The organism is Streptomyces sp. SLBN-118 (assembly GCF_006715635.1).
Taxonomy (GTDB): domain Bacteria; phylum Actinomycetota; class Actinomycetes; order Streptomycetales; family Streptomycetaceae; genus Streptomyces.
This window is the reverse complement of sequence record NZ_VFNP01000002.1, coordinates 887,414-904,740: the sequence shown is the minus strand read 5'-3', so window position 1 is coordinate 904,740 and position 17,327 is coordinate 887,414. Positions and strand designations below refer to the sequence as shown.

Below are 17,327 nucleotides of genomic sequence, written 5' to 3'. Positions count from 1 at the left end.
ACCGGTCGTGCGAGGGTCAGATGATGTGGGCCTCGGGGCGGACGTCCGCGGCCCGCCCCTCGAAGCGGGCCGCGGACAGCGGGCCCACATCGAGGAACGGGGTCCGGTCCAGATACAGATCACGCACGACCTCGCCGACCGCGGGCGCCTGCAGAAACCCGTGCCCGGAGAATCCGGTGGCATACAGGACGCCGTCCACATCGCCCGACCGGCCGATCAGCGCATTGCGGTCGGGCGTCATCTCGTACAACCCCGCCCAGCCGCTTCTGGCCCGGAGACCGGCGAGCGCCGGAGCCCGCCGCGCGGCCGCCTCACGGAACGGCTCCAGCCACTCCCGGCTGAACTCCCGCCCGAATCCCGGCTCCTGGAGCTGGTCGGACAGCCCGAGGACCAGCCCGTCCGCTCGGTCGTTGTGGTGGTGGCTGTGCGGGCCGCCGCGCGGGGGCGGCCGTCCGTGGAGGTGCTCATCGAAGCGCTGCGCAGGGAGCGACGGCGGGGGCTGAACAGGCGGGGTGCGGCGCGGGCACGGGCGCGCGATCCTGCGGTGCGGACGAGAAGATGGACCCATGCCCGGACCCTTCACCACCAGGACCCTGACCCTCTCCACCGGCTCGGCCGAGACGGTGACCGACCTGACCCACGCCTGCGAGCAGTTCCTTCGGGAGGCGGCGGGCGGCAGGGACGGTCTGCTCAATGTCTTCGTCCCGCATGCGACGGCCGGTATCGCCCTCATCGAGACCGGCGCGGGCAGCGACGCCGATCTGCTCGCCGCGCTGCACACGGTGCTGCCCGCCGACGACCGGTGGCAGCACCGCCACGGCAGCCAGGGCCACGGCAGGGACCACCTGCTGCCCGCCTTCGTCCCGCCGCACGCCACCCTGCCCGTCGTCGGCGGACGGCTGGAGCTCGGCACCTGGCAGTCCGTGTGCCTCGTCGACACGAACAAGGACAACCCGGAGCGCCACGTACGCCTCTCGTTCCTCGGCTGATCGGCCGACCCGGTCCGGCTGTCTTCCTCAGGCGTCCTTGTTGGCCTTGAGCTTCTGCCACACCGTGCTGAGCGCTGCGAGATCCTCTGCGTCGAGGAGGTCGGTGAAGACCGGCGCCAGGCAGGCGCGTCGCGTCGCGTCGGCCTCTTCGAAGAGCCGCCGTCCTTCCTGCGTGAGCGCCACCTCGACGGAGCGCGCGTCCCGCGGCGACGGGGTGCGGGTGACGAGACCGCGGCTTTGGAGGGCATCGACCACGCGGGACACCTGGCTGCGGCTCAGCATGGTGCTGTTGCCCAGCACGGACGCCGGAACCGGGTCGGGGCTCGAGGCGAGCCAGAGCATGACCTCGAACCAGGAGACCGGCAGATCGTGGGCCTTGGTCAGGGCGCGGTCCACACGTTCGGTGAGGACGGTCCCGGCCCAGACGAGGCCGTAGAAGGCGTGGTCGGCCACGGGCATCTCTGCCGGGGTGAGCTTCCTTTGTGCCATGGGTCCGATCCTACCTATTGCGTGTGCACACACGGAATGGATATAGTGTGTGTACACGCACTGAAAATCTCGGTGTCACCGACGAAAGGGCCCACCATGTCCTCCAAGGTTGTTCTGATCACCGGCACCTCCTCCGGCATCGGCCTCGCCGCCGCCGTCGCCACGGCCAAGGCCGGCTGGCGGACCGTGGCGACCCTCCGCGACACCGGCCGTGCCGACGAGCTGCGCAAGACGGCCGCGGAGGCGGGCGTCGAGCTCGACATCCGGCAGCTGGACGTCACCGACGAGGCTTCCGTCGCCGCCGCGGTCGAGGGCGTCATCGACGACCACGGCCGCCTCGACGCAGTGATCAACAACGCGGGCGCCGGACACCTCGGCACGCTCGAGAACGAGACCGTGGCCGATGTACGCCAGGTCATGGAGGTCAACTTCTTCGGCGTGCTGCACGTCTCCAAGGCCGCTCTGCCCCACCTGCGTGCGTCCGGTGGCCGGCTGATCACCGTCACCAGCGTGGGCGGGGTCGTCGGGCAGCCGTTCAACGAGGCGTACTGCGCTGCGAAGTTCGCCGTCGAGGGCTACATGGAAAGCCTCGCGCCGGTGGCCGCCAAGCTGGGCGTGACTGTCTCCGTCGTCGAACCGGGGGCCGTGGCCACCGAGTTCGTCAACAACATCGGTGTCGACCCGGAGGCGGCCGTCGCCGCAGCGGGCCCGTACACCGACGCGCTGCGGGCGTACGTTGACCGCACCGTCTCGCAGTTCCTCAGCGGCGCGCAGACCCCTGCCGAGGTCGCGGAAACCGTCCTGGAGACGCTTGTGGCGGACCGGCCCGCATTCCGTGTCCAGACCTCCGAGTGGGCCCGCGCTTTCACCGGCACGAAGCTCGCCGACCTGGACGGCTCGGCGGTGCAGAGCCTCACCGGCGGCTGGATCGGATGACGCCCCGGGCGTCTCGGGCCTGCGGCGAACGAAGCCAGTCGTAGGCCGCCCGCGCCGTGAAATCTCCCTGCCCGCCCGCGAAAAGCAGCTCCGCCGCCCCGAACGCCGGGTCTCCCGCCGTCTCGGGGACGTAGGGAACGGCGATGCAGCGCATGCCCGCCGCATGCGCCGCCGCTGCGCCCGGAGCCGCGTCCTCCAGGACCACGCAGTCGGAGGGAGCCGCACCCAGACGGCGCGCGGCCTCCAAAAAGGCGTCGGGCTCCGGCTTGCCCCGCGCGACCTCCTCGGCGGAGACGGTCGCGGCGATGAACGCGTCAAGACCGGTGCCCGCCAGGACCGCCCCGACGGCCGCGCGTGAGGAGCCCGAGGCAACCGCCATCGGCACGCCGTCCGTATGCAGGAGCTCCACGAACTTCCGCATCTCGGGGTAGACGTCCGTCGAGGCCCGGGCCAGCTCCAGATAGATCCGGTTCAGCCCGGCGAGCAGCTCGTCGACCGGATCCTCGATCCCGTACTCCCCGCGCAGGATCTCCAGGGTGTCCCGCGTACCGATGCCGATGAACCGTGTGTGGTGCTCCCAGCCGAAGTCCCTCACGCCGTGCTGCGCCAGGAGCCTGCGCCCCGCCTCGTAGTAGTTCGGCTCGCTGTCCACGAGCGTTCCGTCGAGATCGAAGATGACCGAAGGGGTGCGCGCGATGCTCATGCCCTCCAGCATGCCAAGGCTCGGCTCTACCGTGAGGTGCCGGCCGCCCGGCCCACCGACTCGACCAGCGGCAGCAGCCGGTGCGGCACCCGCTCGCGCAGGGCCACCTCGGTGCGCGTGCGCACCACGCCCGGCAGCTGGATGAGCCGCTGGATGACGTCTTCGAGATGACCGTTGTCCCGCGCGGCAACCCGGGTGAGCAGATCCCCGCCGCCGGTGATCGAGAAAGCCTCGATGATCTCGGGTACGGCGGCGAGCGCGTCGCCGACCTCGTCCAGGTGCCCCTGAGTGACCTCGATATGGACGAACGCGAGCACCGGGTGCCCGAGGGCGGCGGGGGAGAGGTGGGGGCCGCTGCCTGTGATCACGCCCTCCCGCTCCATCCGGTCGATCCTGGCCTGGACGGTTCCGCGAGCGATGCCCAGAATCCGGGCGTACTCACGCACGCTGGTGCGAGGCTGCTCGATCAGCAGCCGCAGGATCCGGGTGTCGAGGGTGTCCACCGTCATGGTCCGTTGGCCTCCCTCCGGTACCGTGTTTCCCGCTTCGACTGTACCAATGGCCCACCAGGCTGCGATCGAGTTGAGCCGACGTCCACCGTGGTGCTTTCCTCTTGGAGAGATGGCGCCGCGCAGCGCCGGAACGGCGACGGAGCCGGACCGGACCCGCGGCGCCTTTGCCATGTCCGCGGAACGTGTCCGCGCAGGAAGTCGAACAGCAAGGGGGCGGGGCGGCCGTCGTGAAGAGCCTGACCGGTGTGAAGAGGATGTTCGTCGCCCCCGATCCGGGGTGCGTACGGCTGCGGGTCTCGACGCGCGCCGTGCTCGGCGTGGGCCTTGCGGTCGCCGCCGCGCAGTTCGCCGGTCTCTCCCTCGTTGCCTCCATCACCGGCGGTCTGGCAGCGATGCTCGCGCTGTTCACCGTCGCCGACACCAGCGTGCGCGGCCAGGTGGTCACGACCGCCCTTCTGCCCGCCGCCGGTTTCCCGGTGCTGGCGCTCGCGACGGTCCTGCACGGTCAGCCGCTGCCGCGCGCCGCCGCCTGGCTCGCGGTGGTCTTCTGCGGCGTCTACGCCAGGCGATGGGGCCCGCGCGGACACGCGCTGGGGATCTTCGCCTTCATGATGTTCTTCGTCACCCAGTTCCTGCACGCGCTCCCGGCCCAGTTGCCGGAGCTGTACGGAGCGGTCGCGCTGGCCGTCACCGCCTCGTCGGCCGTCCGCTTCGGTCTGTGGTGCATCGAGCGGCGAACGCCTGTGCCCGCCGCGCCCGCGCCGCTCCCCGGCAGCGGACTCGCCCGTCCCACCACCCGCCAGGCCCTCCAGGCGACCTTCGCCTGCGCCGTCGCGCTGGCCGCCGGGCAGCTGCTCTCGCCGGACCGCTGGTACTGGGCGGTCGGCACCGCCTGGTGGATCTTCGTCAACACCGCCTCGCGCGGCGAGACCCTCGTACGGGGCTTCCGCCGCGTCGTCGGCACGGTCACGGGCATCGCCGCCGGTCTGCTGATCGCCATCCCGGTCGCGGGCGCACCCGCGCCCACGGCCGCCCTGGTCGCGGTCTGCGTCTTCGGGATCTTCTACACGGCCGCGCCCTCGTACAGCTGGATGATGTTCTTCGTCACGGTCATGGCCGGTCTGCTGTACGGACTGCTCGGTGTCCTGCATCCGGGCCTGCTGCTGCTCCGCCTCCAGGAGACGGCCGTCGGCGCACTCGGCGCGGCACTCGGTGTCGCGCTGATCCTGCCCGTGACCACACACGCCGCGACCGACGCCTGGATCCGGCGGGCGCTGAGTTGCGTCCACGGCTGCACCACCGAGGCCGCGCGCAGGCTGGCGGGGGACGAGCAGGCCGACCCCGCGCCGCTCGCCGCCGAACTCGAGCTTCTGCTGGGCCGCGTACGGCTCTCTCTCGCGCCGCTCGTCCACCCGCTCAGCCCGCTGCGGGCCCGCAAGGCGCGCGCCCGCCAGGTGATCGTGCTGCTGGACGACTGCGCTCGCGAGGTGCGCGGCCTCACCGCCGTGGCCGCCGACCCCGACGCGTCCCACGACGCACGGCTCGCCGCCGCGTGCAGCCGGGTCCAGGCCGCCGTACACGCCTTGGTGCCACCCGCCATCCGGCAGACGAAGGTTGACATCCACCCCGTACCGGCACCGCCGCACCACCCTGGGGCCGAGGCCGCGCTCACGCACCTCCAGGCACTCGAGGAGGCGCTCGGTGAACTGGACGCGCCTCTTCGTACCTCTCCGCGTGCTCCCCTCGTGCCTGCCTGACCTGGGGAACAGCGACCCAGCCCCCCAGCGGGGCACATTCCACGGGCACACACAGGGTAGATCAGCGTGTTCGAGGGGTAACCAGAGCGGCATCCACGTACGTCTTGTGGAACCCAGGGGGTGCGCACCATGCGGAAGTCTCTGATCAGATACCTGCGCCGGAACGGAGCACATCGTGAAAAACCGGAGCCGCCGCCATCTGCTGGGGCGCACTGCCCGATGGGCCACACCGAGCCGCCCGCCTCAGTCACCGACCGCGAACTGCGCAAGGAGGCCGAGGACTTCATCCGGCTCTTCCACCAGGAGGAGGCAGCAGGGGATCCGGAAGCCCGAATCGCCGCCGTACGCACGGAGATCGACGAGACCGGCACCTACCGTCACACGCGGGCCGAACTCGTCTACGGCGCGCGTGTGGCCTGGCGCAACAGCAACCGCTGCATAGGCCGCCTCTACTGGAACTCCCTGCGCATACGCGATCGCCGGCACATCGACGACGCCGACTCCGTGGCGCGCGAGTCCGCGGAACATCTGCGCCAGGCCACCAACGGCGGCCGCATACGCCCCCTGATCACCGTCTTCGCCCCGGACGCGCCCGGCAGACCGGGACCGCGGATCTGGAACGAGCAGCTCGTACGGTACGCGGGCTACGGCTCCGCACAGGGGCCCGCCGTCGGCGATCCGCGCAATGCCGGGCTCACCGACTTCGCTCTCCGGCTCGGCTGGCCGGGCGGGCCCGGCACGCCGTTCGACCTGCTGCCCCTCGTCATCGAGGACGGCGACGGCAAGCCGCGCTTCTTCGAGCTGCCGCGGGATGCCGTGCTCGAAGTGGAGCTGCATCACCCGGAGGAGAGCTGGTGCACGGACCTGGGGCTGCGCTGGCACGCAGTGCCTGCCATCGCGAACATGTGCCTGGAGATCGGCGGGATCTGCTACCCGGCGGCGCCCTTCAACGGCTGGTACATGGGCACCGAGATCGGCGCGCGCAATCTCGCCGACACCGACCGCTACGACCTGCTGCCGCGTATCGCCGAAGGACTGGGCCTGGACACCGGCAGCGACCGTTCCCTGTGGAAGGACCGGGCGCTGGTCGAGCTGAACCGCGCTGTGCTGCACTCCTTCGACCGTGCGGGTGTCACCGTCACCGACCACCACACCGAATCGCGCCGCTTCCTGACCCATATGGAACGCGAGGAGAGCCGGGGCCGCGGCGTGGGCGCCGACTGGTCGTGGATCGTGCCGCCGATCTCAGGCTCCGCCACGCCCGTTTTCCACCGGACCTACGACCCGACGCAGTGGCGTCCCGCCTATGTGCACCACCCCGAGGCGCAGGCGCGCGCCCGCGGCGAAGGGGGCAGCTGGACCGAGTTGGTCTAGACCGACTGCTACCGTCGCCCCGGCAGCAAGCGATCAGAGGCGGAGAGGGGACATGCTGTGGGCCACGCAGGCGGCGGTCGGGCATTCATCGGGTCGTTCACCTCGGCCGGGGGCCGAGGCATCATCGCGACCGCCGTCGACGGGGAGACCGGCCGGCTGACGGAGACGGGAGTGAGCGACGCGCTCGCGGATCCCTCCTGTCTCGCCATCGCGATCGGGCCCCGCGGCCCGCTCCTCTACGCCGTCTCCGAGGCGCAGGAGGGCGCGGTCGCCGCCTTCGACATCAGCGGGCCCTCTCCGAGGCTCGTCGGCTCCAGGGTCCCGGTGCGGGGCGAGGGGCCGACGCATCTCGCGTTCGCCGCGGGCCACCTGGTGACCGCCAACTACGGCTCGGGCAGCGTCAGCGTGCTCCCTCTCGGGACCACCGGGGAGCCGTGCGCGGCAACCGGTGTCCTCCAGCACGAGGGCACGGGACCCCACCCGGAGCGCCAACGCGGCCCGCACGCCCACCAGGTGCTGCCCGACCCGAGCGGGCGATGGGTGCTCGCGGTCGACCTCGGCACCGACCGCATACGGACCTGCGCACTCGACCCAGGGGCGGGCGAGCTGACGCTCCACGGTGAGACCGCGCTGCGTCCGGGGAGCGGGCCGCGCCATCTCGCCTTCCACCCGGAGGGCAGCCACGCCTATGTGCTGAACGAACTGGAGCCGACGCTCGCCGTCTGCCGCTGGCACGCGGAAACCGGTGTGCTGGAACCACTGGACGATCAGCCCGTGGTGCCGCCCGGCGTCGCAGGGCCCGTCCACCCGTCCGAGGTCGTCGTCTCGCACGACGGACGCCACCTGTGGACCGCCAACCGCGGCCCCGACAGCATCGCCGTCCTCACGCTCGACGAGACGCGCGAGAAGGCGGAGCTGGTCACCACCGTGCCGTGCGGCGGGCACTGGCCCCGCGATCTGGCCCTGGACCCCACGGGACGCAGGCTGTACGCCGCCAATGAGCGCTCCGGCGACGTCACCTGGTTCGACATCGACCCGGACACCGGCGTGCCGCACAGGGCGGGCTCCCTGGCCGCCCCCGCGGCTTCCTGCGTGGTCTTCGCCTGACTGTGCGGGCACTTTCCCCCGCACCGGGCGCGTCATGCTGAACGGCCCGCACCGTTCGAGTGGTGCGGGCCCTTCGGCGTGCCTGCGGCAGACCGCCGGGCGGTCAGAGCGAGGGCGAGCCCTGCGGCTGGGCGATGCCCAGCGTGGTCGTGTACTGCGACAGCACCAGCTTGCCGATCGCCGGGTAGGCGCCCAGCGCCTCGGCGGCGGCACAGCCTGCTTCCTTCGCGGCGGCGTCCAGCACGCCCTCGGGCAGCTCGGGACCGACGAGATACGGGGCCAGCGCGAGCTGCACCGAGCCGGAGCCGCGCAGCTGCTCGGCGATCGCACCGACCGCGCCCGCCTGGTCGAGCGCGGCGGCCATCACCGGCACCGCGAGGCGGGCAGCCAGCAGCATGCCGGTGATCCCGGCGGCCTGGACGGCCTCCTCACCGCCGACCGTCGCCAGGATGATGCCGTCGGCGGCGGTGGCCACGGTGAACAGCCGCGCACGGTCGGCGCGTGCCAGTCCGGCCTCCGAGAGCCGCACGTGCAGGGCCTCCGCGAGCAGCGGGTGCGGGCCGAGGACATCGGTCAGCTCGGCGGCGGAACGGCTGTCCATCACGGCCTGGCGGATCCGGCGCATCAGGGCGTTGTCGGGACCGGCGAGGAGCGGCACCACCACGGCGGCGGGCCCTTCGGGCGCGGCCACGTCACGGCCGGCGGCCTTCGCGATCTCGTACCGCTCGGTGCGCCGGGCGGCGTTCTGGGCGAGGACGGTCTCGAGTGTGGGGTACTCGGCGTCGTCGCCGTCCAGGTAGCCGATGCCGACATCGAGGCCGGGCAGTTCGGAGCGGGCAATGCTTATGACCTCTTCGGCCAGGCTGCGCGTGGCGGGCGCGGGAGCGCCGGGCACGGCGAGAACCAGCGCGGGCGCACCCTCGGGAGCCGCCACGGGTTCCGGTCGGCGGTGCCGCCCGGACTGGCGGGGTCGCGGCATTCGTACAGGCAGGCCGGATGCCGGCCCAGTGGGGGAGCTCATGGCGCCGCATGCTACTGGTTTTGTGTGCTCCTCTGTTCGGGGAGGGGGCAGTCAAGCGCAATCTGTCCACATTTATCCGATGAATGGAGTACGCCTCACCTGTGCGGCTGTGTCGGTACGTGCAGCAGCGTGGGTTGGCGTGGTAGCAGCAGCGAATCGGTGGCGAGCGCGGCCGCGAGAAGCACCGCGCCGCTGAGGGGATCACCGGCCGCGGGCACCAGCCGCGCATGTGGCAGTTGACCGGCCAGTTCCGCCCTCAGCGGCGAGAGAAGCGGTTCGCCCAGCTTCAACAGCCCGCCGGTAAGGGCGACGTGGGATCCTTCCGGATCCTCCGATACGGACGGGCACACGGCCGCGGCCGCCTCCGCGACATGCCGGGCGGCGGCCGCGAGGATCTGTGCCGACACCTCGTCACCTGCCGCGGCGCACCCGGCGACCTCCGGTGCGAAGGAGGCGAGCACCGCGGGCCGGTCGGAGCGCGGATACAGCATGCCCGGCAGGTCCTCTGCCGGACCGAACACCGACTCCACCCTGGTCAGCAGCGCGGGCGAACCGCCACGCCGCCCGTCGTGGGCGCGCAGGGCTGCCTCCAGACCGGCCCGGCCGATCCAGGCGCCGCCGCCGCTGTCGCCCAGCAGGTGGCCCCAGCCGTCCGCCCGGTGCCACGCCCGGAGATCCGTGCCCATCGCGATCATGCCGGTGCCCGCGGCGACCACGGCTCCCGGGCGCTGGCCGAGCGCCCCCGCGTACGCGGTGACCGCGTCGGCCGCGAGCGCCACCCGGCGTACACCCAGCAACCGGTCCAGTGCCGCGGGGAGTTCGCTGCGCAAGGCGCCGCCGAGCGTCGCCATCCCCGCGGCGCCGATCGCGACAGCCGACAGGGATGTACCGCCGGTCCGCTCCAGCAGCCCACGCGCCATCGGCAGCAGCTGGTCCAGCAGATGCCGTGCGTCGATCCCGTCGCTGCCCGTGCGCACGGGTTCGCGTGACTCGGCGGTCTCCACGCGCCGCGGATCGGCGATGTCGGCGAGCGCCGCGCGCAGCCCGGAACCGCCGGAGTCCACCCCGAGCACCCAGCCGCCGCGGCGCTCGGTCACGGAAGCCGCCAGTCGACCGGCTGCGCCCCCTGGCGTTGGAGGAGTTCGTTGGCGCGGCTGAAGGGGCGGGAGCCGAAGAAGCCGCGGTCGGCGGACATGGGGGAAGGGTGAGAGGACTCGATCGCGGGCAGGTCGCCGAGCAGCGGACGCAGATTGCGGGCGTCGCGTCCCCACAGCACCGACACCAGCGGCTTTCCGCGTGCGGCAAGCGCCCGGATGGCCTGCTCGGTCACCTCTTCCCAGCCCTTGCCGCGATGTGCGGCAGGCTTGCGGGGCGCGGTGGTGAGCGCCCTGTTGAGCAGCAGCACACCTTGCCGGGTCCAGGGCGTGAGGTCACCGCTGGCAGGTCGCGGGTGCCCCAGATCCGCGTGCATCTCCCGGAAGATGTTGTCCAGGCTGCCGGGCACCGGCCGCACCTCGGGTGCCACCGAGAAGCTCAGCCCCACGGCATGCCCGGGCGTCGGGTAGGGATCCTGACCGACGATCAGGACCCGCACGTCCTCGAAGGGCTGCTGGAAGGCCCGCAGCACATTCGGTCCGGCCGGCAGATAGGTGCGTCCCGCGGCGATCTCCGCCCGCAGGAAGTCGCCCATCGCGGCGATGCGTTCGGCCACCGGCGCGAGGGCGCCGGCCCAGCCCGGTTCGACAATTTCTTTCAACGGTCGTGCCACGGGGCGTCACTCTACTGGTGCGACGACGCCCGTCTCACGCCATGGCCACCGCCCGTACACAGAGCACATCGGGCAGATGGGAGGCGAGTAGCTGCCAGCTGTCACCGTCGTCGGCGCTGGCGTACACCTCGCCATTGCGATTGCCGAAGTACACCCCCGCCGGATCCGCGTCGTCCGTAGACAGGGCATCCCGCAGCACGGTGCCGAAATGGTCGCCCTCGGGCAGCCCGGCCGACAGCGCCTCCCAGCTGCTGCCCGCGTCGCCCGTACGGTAGACGCGGCAACGGCGCCCGGCGGGCACACGGTCCGCGTCGGCCGTGATCGGGAAGACATAGGCCGTGTCGGGGCGGTGCGGATGGGCGGCCACCGCGAATCCGAAGTCGGACGGCAGGCCCTCGCCGATGTCCGTCCACTGGGTGCCCCCGTCGTCGCTTCGGTACACGCCCCAGTGGTTCTGCAGATACAGCCGGTCCAGATCGCCCGCATCCTGCGCGATCTTGTGGACGCACTGGCCGAACTCCGGGTTGGGATCGGGCAGGAAGACTGCCGACACCCCTTGATTGGACGGCGCCCAGCTTGCGCCGCCGTCCTTGGAGCGGAACACCCCGGCCGTCGACACCGCGACCGTGACCGAATCCGGATCCCTGCGGTCGGTCACCACCGTGTGCACCGCCTCACCGCCGCCGCCCGGCACCCACTGGGAGCGGGTCGGGTGCTCCCACAGCGGCCGTACGAGTTCGAAGGTCTCGCCGCCGTCGTCCGAGCGGAAGAGCGCGGCGGGCTCCGTCCCCGCGTACACCACATCCGGGGTGGCAGGACCGGCCGGATGCAGTTGCCAGACCCGCTCGAGCGAGGCCCCCGTGTCCTTGGGGAACTTCACGGCCGGTTTCGGCGGCTCGATCCATGTCGCGCCGAGATCGTCGGAGTGGAACACCGAAGGGCCCCAGTGCGCGCTGTCGCCCCCGACCAGCAGCCGGGGCACCGAGCGGCGCGTGTCGATCCCGATCGAGTACACGGCCTGCGCGTTGAAGTGCGGGCCGTCGAACTCCCATGTGCCGCCGCGCCTGCGGCCGATGAAGAGCCCTTTTCGTGTGCCTACGGTCAGAAGTACATCGGTCATGGCCTGCTGCCTCCAGGACGACTCTGTCGCGGATACGGGCCAGTCTGCACCCGCCCGCTGACAGTGGCTCGTGGGCGGGGGTTTGTGCAGGTCAGCCAGGTGAGGAAGGGGTGAGTGAGGACTTCAGTCGACGACCGAGCCACCGGTGATGTTGAGAGCCGTGGCCGTCATCGAGCGGGCCATGTCCGAGGCGGCGAACACCGCCGCACTGCCCACGTCCTCCAGAGAGGCCGCCCGCCCCAGCATCGTGTGCCCGGCGATCTCATCGGTGATGGCATCGCGGTAGTCCAGGCCCTCGGGGATCGTCTCGGGCACGCCGCCGGTCTGGAGCGTGAGAACGCGGATGCCGTGGGGCCCCAGTTCCATGGCGAGATTGCGGCGAAGGGACTCCATGGCTCCGAACGCCACCTGGAACCCGCCCATCTTGTGCCGGCGGGGCGGGTCGCCGTAGCCGCCGAAGGCAAGGATCACGCCGGACTTCTGAAGGACCATGTGCCGCGCCGCGGACCTGGCGGTCAGGAACATCGCGCGTACGGCGTTGTGCACAGGACGCTCGAAGTCCGCGAGAGAGATCTCGGTGAGCGCGACCCCCTGGACCTCCCCGAACGAGATGAGGCTGAAGGAGACATCCAGGCTTCCGGCCCGTTCGACCACCGCGGCGGTGAACCGGTCGACTGCCGCCTCGTCGAGGGCGTCGACCTGATCCGTATCGGCCCGGCCGCCGGTGGAGCGGATGGACTCGGCCACCTCCTCCAGGCTCTTGCGGGTACGCCCGGCGAGATGGACCCGGGCTCCCTCGCGGGCGAAGGCGCGCGCGACCGCCCCGCCGATCGCGCCGCCCCCTCCGTAGATGACGGCGTTCCTGTTCTCCAGCAGCACGATGTGCCTCCTTGATGCGGACGTCCTCAGTGGAGACGTTCCCCGGGGCCGGAACTCATCGGTGCCGCGCGGGTGAACCCGCCGGGCGGTTCGGCCCGCGCGGCGGCGCGGGCCGAGCCCGGGAGCCGGAGACGGTGTCCATGTCGAAGGCGTACGTCATCATCGTTCCGAATGCCAGGGGCAGCGCCGGTGAGCGCCCGTCCGGCCCAGCACGGCTTCGAGCCCGTGCAGGGCATGCATACGGACGTGGAGGAGCAGCCCGCTATCCGCGGAGCTCCTGGGTGCAGCATTTTGCCCCGCCGCCCGCCTTGCGGAACTCCGAGAGATCCACCGGAATGGGCTCGTAGCCGTGCGCAGCGACGTTTTCAATAAGGCCCGTCGCGTCCTGTGCCATCATCACATGGCGGCCGTCAGAGATGGAGTTGAGCCCAAAGGCCAGCGCGTCCTTCTTGCTGGATATGACGGCGTCGGGGAACAGTTTCTGAAGAACCTTCTGGCTGCCGTCCGAGAAAGCACCCGGATAGTAGGCGATGTTGCTGTCGTCGAGCGCGAAGAGCGCCGTGTCCAGATGGTAGAAATGCGGATCCACCAGATGCAGGCTCACGGTCGGTGTGCCGAAGAATTCCTGTGCCTCGTGGTGAGCCGCCGGGAGGGTACGAAAGCCCGTACCTGCGAGAATGAACCCGCCGACCGGGGTGAAGTCCCCCTCCCCTTCGCAGGTGTGGGACGGAACGAGCGTCTCGAAGCCGGCGTCTTCGAACCAGGTCCGGTAGTAGGCGGCCTCGGGCTGCCGCTCCGGTGCGTGGAATTGTGCGCCGAATGCCCTGCCGTCCAGGACGAGCGCCGAGTTTGCCGCGAACACCATGTCGGGAAGATCCGCGACAGGCTCCACCGTCTCGACGGTATGCCCCAGCTCGCGAAAGAGGGAGACGAGCGCGTCCCACTGTTTGTTGGCCAGCGCGACATCGACCCGTTCCAGTGAAGTCATCCAGGGGTTGATGGCGTACCGCACGTCGAAGTGCTCCGGAGGACAGACAAGATACCGGCGCTGCTTCGCAGTTCGGATGGGCGGCATCCTCGGCTTCCTTTCATCGGGCGGGGATGCTGCCCAGGCTAGAGAAAGGTGACGCACAGCGACAAGACGAATGAGTTGCGTGCACTCGCAACAATGTTGCGTTTTCGGGGCCCGCAGCCATCACTTGTTACGTCATCTCCGGCGCGATGCGTCCGGATCCGGCCTCGGGGCTGCCCGGCAGCAGGTGGGTGAGCACGATGAAGCTGTTGGTGGCCTTCACGAAGGACTCCGACCGGATGCGTTCCAGAACGTCCTCGAAGTGCGCCACATCCAGTGCCCTGATGTGCAGGATCGCGTCGGCCCGGCCCGTGACCGTCACGGCCGACTGGATCTCGGGGTGGTTGCGGACCACTTCCGCCAGCCTTCGCGGCGGAGCGGCGTCGTCGCAGAACACTTCCACGTACGCCTCGGTGTGCCAGCCCAGCGCCGAGGGCTTCACCACGGTCGTGAAACCGGCGATCACCTCTTGTTCCCGCAGCCGGTCGACCCGGCGTTTCACGGCCGGTGCCGAAAGGCCGATGGACACGCCGATCTCCCGCAGGCTGGCGCGCGCATCGGCCATCAGCGCCGCGATGATCTTACGGTCCAGTTCGTCGAGCTCAGCTCCGCGCCGGGACATCAGGCAGCTCCCTTCCGTTCGCGGTGATCCTTTCACCCGGCGCCGAGGGGCGCCTGTCCGGCCCCGTTCCAGCGGGCTGTGGCGCGAGGACCTGCACGCGCTGTTCCCCGGGCTGCTGGAGCGGGCTCGCGGCGGCGAGACGTTCGCCGCAGGCGTCACCCGCCCCGCACGCCCGCCGCCGTCAACAGCCCTGACCAGTCAGGAATCTTGACTGACCGTCGGCCCAGCGTCTGCCCCAGCTCCGCCTCGGCCACCTCGATCGCCATCCAGCCCGGCCACTGGACGGGACGGTGCCCCGATTCCCGCAGGACGGCGAGCGGATCCGCCGCGACCGTGCGCAGTGCCAGCGCCGCCGCGTCGTCGAGCAGCGAGTTCACCGTCTCCTTGGCGCACGGCCTGTTCGTGCCGATCACCCCGGTCGGACCCCGCTTGATCCAGCCCGCCACATACTCGCCGGGCGAGGCAGCCCCGTCCCGCAGCACCCGCCCGGCCGCATGCGGCACCGTGCCGTGCCGCTCGTCGAAGGGCAGCCCGGGCAGCGGCACACCGCGGTAGCCGACAGCCCGCAGCACCAGATGCGCTTCGATCTCCTCGTAGGACCCAGTGCCCCGCACGCCGCCCTCGCCGTCCGGAACGGTGCGCTCGAACCGTACGCCGCCGACCCGCCCCATGCGCTCCAGCAGCTCCACCGGGCGCAGGAAGAACCGCAGATGGATGCGCCGCTCCCGGCCCTGGGAGGGCTGGGCTGCCCAGCCGCGTACGACGTCGAGGTTGCGCCGGTTGACCGCGGGCAGCGCGGCGGCGGCCCCGGTGTCCCCGTACGCCGGGTCCAGGGCGAGGTCGGCGGGCTCGACCAGCACCTGCGCCGAGGGCAGCGTGCCCAGTTCCCGCAGCTCCTTGGTGGTGAACTTCGCCTGCGAGGGTCCGCGCCTGCCCACCATGTGCACCTCGCGCACCTGGCTGAGCGCGAGCGCTCCGAGCGCCGTCTGCGGAACGTCGGTGGGGCGCAGCTCGTCCGCGCCCCGCGCGAGAATGCGGGCCACGTCGACGGCCACGTTCCCGACGCCGATCACCACGGCCGAACGGGCGCCGAGCGCAAAGCCGTTGCCCGCCGCGTCGGGATGGGCGCTGTACCAGGACACGAAGTCCGTGGCCGAGTGACTGCCCGGCAGTTCCTCGCCTGGAATGCCGAGCCGGCGGTCCCTCGCGGCCCCCACGCAGTACACGACCGCGTGATAGAGCTCCAGGAGCTGCTCCGGGCCGAGCCCGTGCGACCCGACCTCCACATTGCCGATGAAGTCGATCCGGTCGTCCTCCAGCACGGTGCGGAGATTGTTCTGCAGCGACTTGATCTTCTCGTGGTCGGGCGCCACCCCGTAGCGCACGAGTCCGTAGGGACAGGGGAGCCGGTCGAGCACATGGACCCGTACACCGGGCACACGGCTCTGCTGGACGAGATCCTGCGCGGCGTAGACCCCGCTGGGTCCCGATCCGACAACGGCGACGCGAAGCACAGCTGCGCTCCTTCCCGCAGGGGGACTCCAGCATCGCACCGAGGTGCGGGGCTGGGGAGATGCGCTGACGGGGTGCCTTGGTGCGGCGCGGCGTGCGTGCCGCCGGCAAGGCCGACGATTTGGCTGGTTACGTGTTAATTGTGCAAGAAACTACGTTTCTTACCAGTAATGATCAGTATGACTCGATTGGCGTCCTGCTCAATCCGCCCGCCTGGGAGCTGCAAGGCGCCGGAAGGGTCACCTCGGAGCCCGGCGGCCACATGATCCGGCCGCCCTGGTTCAACGTCCGGCTGACCTTCGCCGACGGCGCCCGCATCGATGTACTCGCCGTCGTCGACGACGGGCGGATCGCCATCGAGGACCTGCGGGCCGACCCACCGCTGCCGCTGGAGGCATTCCCGCTGCTCGCCGATGTGATCGAGAACCCGCTCGAAGCCGCCTGCGGGGTCAGTGGGCGGCCGCCCGAACCGCCGGCCGGGGCAGTGCCCCCGGGCGGTTCCCTGACCGGCCGTCGCCGGGCCCGGCGCGTCGTGGTGCGGGGCATCGCCGGCCGGCGGCTCGCGGCCGGTGCCTACCGGGCGGCGCAGCTGGAGGGCCGCGACCCCGTGCTCGCGGTGATGGCCGTGACCGGGCGCAGCCGCCGCAAATCGCTCCGGCTCATCGCAGGCGCCCGGGACGAGGGTTTTCTCCCGCCCCGCCACAACCGCCGCCGGACGCCCGTCGGGGCCCGCGCCCCCTCGCACCGGTCCGTCACATCGAGCGCATCCGGTTGATCTCGCTCGTCTGCTGGGCGATCACATCGTTGGCCATCTCCTCGATCAGGACGCTGTTGCCTTCCGAGAGGACTTCGGTGGCCATGGTGAGCGCGCCCTGATGGTGAGTGATCATCAGCTTCAGGAAGAGTTCGTCGAAGGCCGTGCCCTTCGCGGCTCCCAGTTGGGCGAGTTGGGCGGCGGTGGCCATCCCCGGCATCGCGGCGTGACCGTGACCGTGGTCGTGGCCGCCCGATCCCTCCTTGCCCTTGTCCGCTCCGTTGGTTTTCAGCCAGCCCTCCATCGTGGCCATCTCCGGCTTCTGTGCGGCCGCAATGCGCTCCGCCAGACGCTTGACCTGCGAGGATTTCGCCCGCTCCGGTGCGAGGGCGGTCATCTGCAGTGCCTGACCGTGGTGCGTGATCATCATCTGCGCGTAGGAGAAGTCCGCCGAGTTGGGGGAGTCGCCAGGGGCAGCCTTCGCGGCCTCGTCGGCGGAGAGTGTCCTTGCGGGCTCACCCGGCTTGCCCGGTGCCAGTACTGATGGTCCGGCATCCCCCTTGGCCCTGGCCGGAGCGTCGGAGTCCGACTCGCAGGCGGCCAGGGCGAGTACGGCGACAGCGACCGCGGCGGCGACGACCGGTCTGCGGACACGCGGGGCTCTGTGACGGTTCAACACGGCGACCTCCTGGGGCACTTGGGGTATTCGGGG

General features: G+C 71.1%; 19 protein-coding genes. 6 read left to right on the top strand and 13 right to left on the bottom strand.

Annotated elements, in window-relative coordinates; translation table 11 throughout:
* Positions 1 to 16: 16 nt before the first annotated feature.
* Positions 17 to 568: an FAD-binding oxidoreductase gene (locus FBY35_RS22635; RefSeq protein ID WP_142215823.1), complete on the bottom strand. Its 552-nt coding sequence runs from the start codon at positions 566 to 568 to the stop codon at positions 17 to 19.
* Between FBY35_RS22635 and FBY35_RS22630 the strand changes: the two genes are divergently transcribed.
* A complete protein-coding gene (locus tag FBY35_RS22630) occupies positions 567 to 989 on the top strand; it encodes a secondary thiamine-phosphate synthase enzyme YjbQ (RefSeq protein ID WP_142215822.1) in 423 nt (140 codons plus the stop codon). The genes FBY35_RS22635 and FBY35_RS22630 overlap by 2 nt on opposite strands.
* 27 nt (positions 990 to 1,016) lie before the next feature.
* On the opposite strand, the gene FBY35_RS22625 is transcribed toward FBY35_RS22630, so the two are convergent.
* Positions 1,017 to 1,478: a MarR family winged helix-turn-helix transcriptional regulator gene (locus tag FBY35_RS22625; RefSeq protein WP_142215821.1), complete on the bottom strand. Its 462-nt coding sequence runs from the start codon at positions 1,476 to 1,478 to the stop codon at positions 1,017 to 1,019.
* A 96-nt stretch (positions 1,479 to 1,574) separates the two neighbouring features.
* Here FBY35_RS22625 and FBY35_RS22620 point away from each other — a divergent pair, with 96 nt between their 5' ends.
* Positions 1,575 to 2,414 carry an SDR family oxidoreductase gene (locus FBY35_RS22620; RefSeq protein ID WP_142215820.1) on the top strand — a complete coding sequence of 280 codons (840 nt, stop codon included), beginning with the start codon at positions 1,575 to 1,577 and terminating at the stop codon, positions 2,412 to 2,414.
* Here the strand turns inward: FBY35_RS22620 and FBY35_RS22615 are convergent.
* Both FBY35_RS22615 and FBY35_RS22610 read right to left on the bottom strand, forming a co-directional pair.
* Positions 2,392 to 3,117: an HAD family phosphatase gene (locus FBY35_RS22615; protein ID WP_142215819.1), complete on the bottom strand. Its 726-nt coding sequence runs from the start codon at positions 3,115 to 3,117 to the stop codon at positions 2,392 to 2,394. The genes FBY35_RS22620 and FBY35_RS22615 overlap by 23 nt on opposite strands.
* A gap of 26 nt (positions 3,118 to 3,143) precedes the next feature.
* Complete coding sequence (locus FBY35_RS22610) at positions 3,144 to 3,626, bottom strand: Lrp/AsnC family transcriptional regulator (protein ID WP_142215818.1); 483 nt, start codon at positions 3,624 to 3,626, stop codon at positions 3,144 to 3,146.
* Between the two features lie 257 nt (positions 3,627 to 3,883).
* Between FBY35_RS22610 and FBY35_RS22605 the strand changes: the two genes are divergently transcribed.
* The 3 genes from FBY35_RS22605 (at position 3,884) to FBY35_RS22595 (ending at position 7,867) form a co-directional block, all read left to right on the top strand.
* Positions 3,884 to 5,386, top strand: coding sequence for an FUSC family protein (locus FBY35_RS22605; RefSeq protein WP_142218110.1), 1,503 nt, complete (start codon positions 3,884 to 3,886; stop codon positions 5,384 to 5,386).
* A gap of 219 nt (positions 5,387 to 5,605) precedes the next feature.
* Positions 5,606 to 6,760, top strand: coding sequence for a nitric oxide synthase oxygenase (locus tag FBY35_RS22600; RefSeq protein WP_142215817.1), 1,155 nt, complete (start codon positions 5,606 to 5,608; stop codon positions 6,758 to 6,760).
* Between the two features lie 57 nt (positions 6,761 to 6,817).
* Positions 6,818 to 7,867 (top strand): lactonase family protein, encoded by a 1,050-nt coding sequence (locus tag FBY35_RS22595; RefSeq protein ID WP_142215816.1) that lies wholly within the window; start codon positions 6,818 to 6,820, stop codon positions 7,865 to 7,867.
* A 103-nt stretch (positions 7,868 to 7,970) separates the two neighbouring features.
* Here FBY35_RS22595 and FBY35_RS22590 read toward each other — a convergent pair whose 3' ends face one another.
* From FBY35_RS22590 to FBY35_RS22555, 8 genes are all read right to left on the bottom strand, one after another.
* Entirely contained in the window at positions 7,971 to 8,888 is a 918-nt protein-coding gene (locus FBY35_RS22590) for a sirohydrochlorin chelatase (RefSeq protein WP_142215815.1), read from the bottom strand.
* 95 nt (positions 8,889 to 8,983) lie between these two features.
* The gene (locus FBY35_RS22585) at positions 8,984 to 9,985 is read right to left on the bottom strand and encodes an N-acetylglucosamine kinase (protein WP_142215814.1); all 1,002 of its coding nucleotides are present in this window, start codon (positions 9,983 to 9,985) and stop codon (positions 8,984 to 8,986) included.
* Positions 9,982 to 10,644 (bottom strand): uracil-DNA glycosylase, encoded by a 663-nt coding sequence (locus tag FBY35_RS22580; RefSeq protein ID WP_142218109.1) that lies wholly within the window; start codon positions 10,642 to 10,644, stop codon positions 9,982 to 9,984. The genes FBY35_RS22585 and FBY35_RS22580 overlap by 4 nt, the downstream gene beginning before the upstream one ends.
* A 46-nt stretch (positions 10,645 to 10,690) precedes the next feature.
* Positions 10,691 to 11,776, bottom strand: a complete 1,086-nt coding sequence (locus FBY35_RS22575; protein ID WP_142215813.1) for an exo-alpha-sialidase — start codon at positions 11,774 to 11,776, stop codon at positions 10,691 to 10,693.
* Positions 11,777 to 11,899: 123 nt separating this feature from the next.
* Complete coding sequence (locus FBY35_RS22570; RefSeq protein ID WP_142215812.1) at positions 11,900 to 12,655, bottom strand: SDR family NAD(P)-dependent oxidoreductase; 756 nt, start codon at positions 12,653 to 12,655, stop codon at positions 11,900 to 11,902.
* Positions 12,656 to 12,917: 262 nt separating this feature from the next.
* On the bottom strand, positions 12,918 to 13,730 hold the full coding sequence (gene ddaH, locus FBY35_RS22565; RefSeq protein ID WP_142215811.1) for a dimethylargininase: 813 nt from the start codon (positions 13,728 to 13,730) through the stop codon (positions 12,918 to 12,920).
* Positions 13,731 to 13,857: 127 nt separating this feature from the next.
* Positions 13,858 to 14,349: an Lrp/AsnC family transcriptional regulator gene (locus FBY35_RS22560; protein WP_142215810.1), complete on the bottom strand. Its 492-nt coding sequence runs from the start codon at positions 14,347 to 14,349 to the stop codon at positions 13,858 to 13,860.
* 155 nt (positions 14,350 to 14,504) lie between these two features.
* A complete protein-coding gene (locus tag FBY35_RS22555) occupies positions 14,505 to 15,863 on the bottom strand; it encodes an FAD-dependent oxidoreductase (RefSeq protein ID WP_142215809.1) in 1,359 nt (452 codons plus the stop codon).
* Between the two features lie 260 nt (positions 15,864 to 16,123).
* On the opposite strand from FBY35_RS22555, the gene FBY35_RS22550 reads away from it, so the two are divergent.
* Positions 16,124 to 16,636, top strand: coding sequence for a DUF6214 family protein (locus FBY35_RS22550; protein ID WP_222123161.1), 513 nt, complete (start codon positions 16,124 to 16,126; stop codon positions 16,634 to 16,636).
* Here the strand turns inward: FBY35_RS22550 and FBY35_RS22545 are convergent.
* Positions 16,614 to 17,294, bottom strand: coding sequence for a DUF305 domain-containing protein (locus FBY35_RS22545; RefSeq protein ID WP_260848787.1), 681 nt, complete (start codon positions 17,292 to 17,294; stop codon positions 16,614 to 16,616). The two genes, FBY35_RS22550 and FBY35_RS22545, sit on opposite strands and share 23 nt — an antisense overlap.
* Between the last annotated feature and the right edge of the window lie 33 nt (positions 17,295 to 17,327).

Excerpts from the sequence above, each read along its gene's own strand:
- FBY35_RS22630 (WP_142215822.1), top strand. The coding sequence starts at position 567 with ATGCCCGGACCCTTCACCACCAGGACCCTGACCCTCTCCACCGGCTCG.
- FBY35_RS22635 (WP_142215823.1), bottom strand. The coding sequence starts at position 568 with ATGGGTCCATCTTCTCGTCCGCACCGCAGGATCGCGCGCCCGTGCCCG.
- FBY35_RS22625 (WP_142215821.1), bottom strand. The coding sequence starts at position 1,478 with ATGGCACAAAGGAAGCTCACCCCGGCAGAGATGCCCGTGGCCGACCAC.
- FBY35_RS22620 (WP_142215820.1), top strand. The coding sequence starts at position 1,575 with ATGTCCTCCAAGGTTGTTCTGATCACCGGCACCTCCTCCGGCATCGGC.
- FBY35_RS22615 (WP_142215819.1), bottom strand. The coding sequence starts at position 3,117 with ATGAGCATCGCGCGCACCCCTTCGGTCATCTTCGATCTCGACGGAACG.
- FBY35_RS22610 (WP_142215818.1), bottom strand. The coding sequence starts at position 3,626 with ATGACGGTGGACACCCTCGACACCCGGATCCTGCGGCTGCTGATCGAG.
- FBY35_RS22605 (WP_142218110.1), top strand. The coding sequence starts at position 3,884 with ATGTTCGTCGCCCCCGATCCGGGGTGCGTACGGCTGCGGGTCTCGACG.
- FBY35_RS22600 (WP_142215817.1), top strand. The coding sequence starts at position 5,606 with ATGGGCCACACCGAGCCGCCCGCCTCAGTCACCGACCGCGAACTGCGC.
- FBY35_RS22590 (WP_142215815.1), bottom strand. The coding sequence starts at position 8,888 with ATGAGCTCCCCCACTGGGCCGGCATCCGGCCTGCCTGTACGAATGCCG.
- FBY35_RS22575 (WP_142215813.1), bottom strand. The coding sequence starts at position 11,776 with ATGACCGATGTACTTCTGACCGTAGGCACACGAAAAGGGCTCTTCATC.
- ddaH (WP_142215811.1), bottom strand. The coding sequence starts at position 13,730 with ATGCCGCCCATCCGAACTGCGAAGCAGCGCCGGTATCTTGTCTGTCCT.
- FBY35_RS22560 (WP_142215810.1), bottom strand. The coding sequence starts at position 14,349 with ATGTCCCGGCGCGGAGCTGAGCTCGACGAACTGGACCGTAAGATCATC.
- FBY35_RS22550 (WP_222123161.1), top strand. The coding sequence starts at position 16,124 with ATGATCCGGCCGCCCTGGTTCAACGTCCGGCTGACCTTCGCCGACGGC.